The following is a 5,406-nucleotide window of genomic DNA, read 5'->3' on the forward strand; positions in this document are numbered from 1 at the left end:
GGAGCGGTCTTTAGGCCGCGACCTATAACAGTCGCGGTCTAAAGACCGCTCCCACATCTTTTTATCCGAGAGAAAACCATGACCCAAAAACCCGTACTTCGAGTCGGCGTCGGCGGCCCCGTCGGCTCCGGCAAGACCGCCCTGGTGGACGCGCTGTGTAAGAAGATGCGCGACGCTTACCAAATCGGCGTCGTGACCAACGACATCTACACCCGCGAGGACCAGCAATTCCTCATCCGCAGCCAAGCCCTGCCGGAGGAGCGCATCCTCGGCGTCGAAACCGGCGGCTGTCCCCACACCGCCATCCGCGAGGACGCCTCCATGAACCTCGCGGCGGTGGACGAACTCTGCCAGCGCTTCGACAACCTGGACTTCGTGCTGGTGGAGAGCGGCGGCGACAATCTCAGCGCGACGTTTAGCCCGGAACTGGCCGACCTGACGATTTACGTCATCGACGTGTCCGCGGGCGACAAGATTCCCCGCAAGGGTGGCCCCGGCATCACCCGCTCGGATTTGCTGGTCATCAACAAGATCGACCTGGCACCTTACGTGGGCGCGTCGCTGGACGTGATGGGCCGGGACGCCAAGAAAATGCGCGGGGAGCGTCCGTTCGTGTTCACCAATATCAAGACCGGCCATGGCCTGGACGAAGTGATTCAATTCATCGAGCGACAGGGGATGCTGGCGGGGACAGGAGATTAAGTCATAGGATGGGTGGGGCGAAACCCATCAAGCCGCCTAGCCCGGAGCGATGGGTTCCGCTACGCTCCACCCATCCTATAGTTTCTGACGCCCTGCACCACCCCATGCCCACCCGCATCCTCATCGTCGAAGACGAAGCCGCCATCGCCGACACCATCGCCTATGCCCTCTCCACCGACGGCTTCGCGCCCGCCTGGTGCGGCACCGGGGCGGCGGCGCTGGATGAAATCGCCCGCGAGGAACCTGCGCTTATAGTTCTCGACGTGGGCCTCCCGGACATCAACGGCATCGAGCTATTCCGGCTCATCGCGGCCCGCACGTCCGCGCCGGTCATCTTCCTGACCGCCCGCTCCAGCGAGGTGGACCGCATCGTCGGGCTGGAACTGGGTGCCGACGACTACATTGCCAAGCCGTTCAGCCCCCGCGAATTGACCGCCCGCATCCGCGCCGTGCTACGCCGCGTCCAGCGCGCCCCGGCGGCACCGACTCCCGCCCATGCAACCGCCCTCCCCTTCGACGTGGACGAGGACAAAATGCGAGTCCGCTATTTCGGCCAAGCGCTGAGCCTGACCCGCTACGAATTCCGCCTGCTCTGCCTGTTGATCCAGAGGCCGGGCCGGGTCTACCGCCGCGACGAGCTGCTGAACCGGGTCTGGGATGAACCCGACGCCAGCTACGACCGCACCGTGGACGCCCACATCAAGACCCTCCGCGCCAAGCTGAAAGCCATCCGGCCCGACCTGGAAGCCATCGAGACCCATCGCGGCAGCGGCTACGCCCTTCGGGAAGACTGGTGAGCGCCCGGGGCCGGGTGTTCCTCAGCCTGATCCTGGTGTTCCTGCTGGGGCTGGGCTGGCTGGTCCAGCGCAATATCGAAGTCTTGGAACAGCGCTATCGGGAATCCGCCGAAGAATTGCTGGTGGACACCGCCCAACTGGTGGCCGCGCTGGTGGCGACCGACATCCAAAACGGGGGGATTCAAGCCGACCGATTGCGCCTCGCCATCCCCGCCCTGCATAAGCAGCGTTTCGAAGCCCGCATCTTCCAGGCCATTAAGCGCGACGTGAATCTCCGCCTGTACCTGACCGACGCCGCCGGGCGGGTGATTTACCATTCGGAAGGCCGACACGAGGGCGAAGATTTCCGGCACTGGCGCGATGTGCAATTGACCCTGCAAGGCCAGTACGGCGCCCGCACTAGCCGGGACTCGCCCGATGAACCCGACTCGTCGGTGATGTGGGTGGGTGCCCCGGTGGTGTGGAATGGCGAGATCATCGGCGTGGCGAGCGTCGGCAAGCCCACCTCCAGCCATCTGCCGTTCATCGAAGCGGCCCGCAAGAATCTGGTGGCGGGCGGCGCGAGCGCGGGGCTGGCCGTGGTGTTGGCCGGGTTGGCGGTGGCGGTGTGGATGGTGCGGCCCTTCGGCTTGGTGACGGAATATCTGCGGCTGTTCCGCAACCGCGAGCGGGCCGCGCTGCCGCGTTTGAGCCGTAGCGCCTTGGGCCTTTTGGGCGCGGCCTATGACGAAATGCGCGATGCCCTGGCGGGCCGCAATTACGTGGAGGAATACGTCCAAGCCCTGACCCACGAACTCAAAAGCCCGCTGTCCGCCATCCGGGGCGCGGCGGAATTGCTGGCGGAAGACCCGCCGCCGCCACAGCGGGCGCGGTTCCTCGCCAACATCCAGGCCGAAAGCGGGCGCATTCAAGACTTGGCGGAGCGCCTGTTGGAACTGGCCGATTTGGAGAAGCGCCACCGCCTGACGGAACTGGCCCGGCTGGAACTTGGCCCCTTGATCCGGGACACGCTGGATTCTCTGCACGCCACCGCCGCCGCCCGCGCCGTTGCCTTTCATGTCGAGACGCCGGACGGTTGCCGGGTCAATGGCGACCGCTTCTTGCTGCAACGGGCACTCGCCAATTTGCTGCATAACGCCTTGGAATTCTCGCCGGAAGGCGGCGCGGTCGAAATCAGCGTACATAGCGCCAAGCGGCACCACGATATTCTCATCCGCGACCACGGCCCCGGCTTGCCCGCCTTCGCCGAGAAGCGGGTGTTCGAGCGTTTCTATTCCCTGCCCCGTCCCGCCACGGGCCGTAAAAGCACCGGGCTGGGCCTCAGCTTCGTGCGGGAAATCGCCGATTTGCATCACGGCGCGGTGGACTTGCGGAATCACCCGGACGGCGGAGCGCTGGCGGTGTTGCGCTTGCCGAGACGGCGCTGAGTTGCCCGTGGGGCGTCGGGTGGGGCGGTCTTGGTGACGCAAGCGACTTATCGGTCAATAGCCTCTTCGTCGCAAACTATTTCGGACATCACTTTGATTGCACGTTCAATATCGTTTTCAAAGGCGTCTTCCAAATCATTTTTGGCGCTCAATACCGGATTATCATCTTCACCGCCATAATATTTGAGGAATAGCCGCATCACATGATTAACCCCCTCCTCTTTCACGGAGCGAAGGTCATCCTCGAAATATTCGCTCCTCGCGTAGTTGCCGGTAATGATTTCGTAGGACGGAAAATAGTCCACATTCCGGTTGCTTTTTACCAATTCATCCGCAGCGGCCCGTAGCGCGGATTTGCTATAAGTGCTTGAGACCAATACATGCCTATCCTCATAAGTCGCAATCAAAGGCACGGGAGAGACGGTCAATATAATTCGAGCCTTCGGATTCACTGTATGCAATAGATCAAGAAATATCTGCATATCAGATACAATCTCGTTGACGTTAAAATTAATGAATTCGTACACACTTGCATCCATGTGTCCGGCAACGACACCGGGAGCGAGAGGAAACACCGAGCCATCTAGTTTGCTTCGCCACGACTCCGTCAAACCGAGAGTAAATACAAGTACATCCAATGTTTTGAACATTGTCTTTACTGCGGCGAGATGAGTGGACCGGGATTTTTTTAGTTGGTCAATGGTTTGAAAACCTGCGGGTTCAATTTGGGGCCGGAATGGATCGGCATATAAGCCATCCGGCCTCAGCCAAGCTTCTTCACTGGGAATAAACAAACCATAGGCACGCTCAATTAGCTGGAGTAGTTGTCGTGCTGTATATAAGTTTCCATAGCGTGCCGAGAAAACCCCATAGTTCCTCTCGCTTAGCTCATTCCCCTCAAGCCCACGGCCATCTTCAACGACATAATAATTAAAGCCATTCTTGCTTAAGGTCTTTGAAATATGTTGGGCGAAACAGCTTCCTGCCGTGGCGATTTTATCGGTACGGTGCAGCCCAAACCGAGCGCGAACCACTGGATCGACTTCTGACTTAGCGGGGCGCTCTATGGCCCGTCGCCAGAATTGATAGCTAGGTAAGTTCTTATAGGGGTTTTCGCCGCTTTGAGAAATACGACTCTCCGCGACCTGGGGGTTATTTTTGTTTTGTAACCCCTTATTATCGAAGAAAACGGACTCCTTATTGTTTGAGATTAATTCACCAAGGTCCACGAAGGGTTTAGCGCTTAAACGCAATGATGTGACTTCACTAATATCGTATCGAGAGAAAGTATCGTATGAAACTTGCAGAAACTCCTTCAACCCGATTATTGGAGGCCCACCCGGCGATAAAATTGAATGCTTTTTGAACCCATATGAACTCTCAAACCCATGCCTCAAGGCTACATCTGGATAAGGCTCCCAACAAAAATTCAATCCAAGGTCATCAACAATATAGTTTTCGATGCCGCCAATATAATCCCAGCTTTCTTTCTTAAAGAACTCTCGCATCACGTCAGCGAGTACGTATAACTTCGGATGGTTAATGGTGTGCATAAAGCTTTCTTTTCGAGAAAGCCACTTATTCAGGAGTCGTCCCAGCGGCAAACCCGTACTCATGCTTTGGTCAACCACACTGAATCTGGAAGCGGGCAGTAGATCATAATATCCAAGTAGCTGAAATATCTTTGGATTGAACAATTTTATCGTTTGATCAATGGTAAGTCCTTTTGTGTACGCAAAAAATGCCAGCAATGAATTGTACGGACCCGTGTACCCGGTGACGAAACCACCTTTTTTCAATTGCAAATAATCCATATCTGGGTGAAAAGCCGAAAAGCATATCGCAGGCAGATATCGTATATTTTCAGACTTCAGGTTGAACGTATCAATTAAAAATGCCTTGAATTGCTGTGACAGGGGTGTCTGGAAGATAACTAAAGATGCCGCCGTTATGTCGGCAGCTATGTACTTTTCGCCAGTTAGAACTTTCTGTTGATTATCCGGCGTTGTCTCCAAGGCCATCGCCTTCATGCCGGACATTTCATTAATTATTTTCGCGAACCCATTGGCCTGGCAATTTCCTGCTAAATAAATATTTAAGGACGACTTTTTAAGTGATAACTCTTTGGACTTTAAAAAGATATCCCGCGAGTGATGCTGACTAGGCATCTGCATGTGAAGCGCTATAACCTCCTCGGATTCCGGCTCTCTGTCCAGATAAATTCTATAGCTCTTGATAACTTCTTCTCGTGTGACTGGCATTGTCTGTTCCTTTGATTCGCCTGCCGTGTTTGCCGACAGCCTTGGTGGGTTTAAAGGGTTTTAATTTTGGATGTTATTCTAACAGGCCGGTGAATAACCTTGAAGGCATTTGCCATCCCGGCGTTAGGAAACATTGGCTTGATAAGAATAATGAATATGTATTTTCCCGAGAACGGCAGCCCATAGGATGCGGTGACGAAGCCTGTAGGTCGGGCATGT

The 5,406-nt window shown here is 56.1% G+C and carries 4 protein-coding genes; 3 read left to right on the forward strand and 1 reads right to left on the reverse strand.

Annotated features, from left to right (window positions below):
- Positions 1-78: 78 nt before the first annotated feature.
- From ureG to creC, 3 genes are all read left to right on the forward strand, one after another.
- A complete protein-coding gene (gene ureG, locus ACXWUF_RS17770; protein WP_458495953.1) occupies positions 79-702 on the forward strand; it encodes an urease accessory protein UreG in 624 nt (207 codons plus the stop codon).
- Between the two features lie 104 nt (positions 703-806).
- Entirely contained in the window at positions 807-1,499 is a 693-nt protein-coding gene (creB, locus tag ACXWUF_RS17775; RefSeq protein ID WP_458495954.1) for a two-component system response regulator CreB, read from the forward strand.
- Entirely contained in the window at positions 1,496-2,926 is a 1,431-nt protein-coding gene (gene creC / locus ACXWUF_RS17780; protein WP_458495955.1) for a two-component system sensor histidine kinase CreC, read from the forward strand. Before creB ends, creC begins: the two co-directional genes overlap by 4 nt.
- 47 nt (positions 2,927-2,973) lie before the next feature.
- Here the strand turns inward: creC and ACXWUF_RS17785 are convergent, their stop codons facing one another.
- Complete coding sequence (locus ACXWUF_RS17785) at positions 2,974-5,187, reverse strand: GSCFA domain-containing protein (protein WP_458495956.1); 2,214 nt, start codon at positions 5,185-5,187, stop codon at positions 2,974-2,976.
- Positions 5,188-5,406 lie beyond the last annotated feature (219 nt).

Source organism: Methylomagnum sp. (assembly GCF_054333355.1).

Coding starts and splice junctions, on each gene's coding strand:
- ACXWUF_RS17785 (WP_458495956.1), bottom strand. CDS start 5,187: ATGCCAGTCACACGAGAAGAAGTTATCAAGAGCTATAGAATTTATCTG.
- ureG (WP_458495953.1), top strand. CDS start 79: ATGACCCAAAAACCCGTACTTCGAGTCGGCGTCGGCGGCCCCGTCGGC.
- creB (WP_458495954.1), top strand. CDS start 807: ATGCCCACCCGCATCCTCATCGTCGAAGACGAAGCCGCCATCGCCGAC.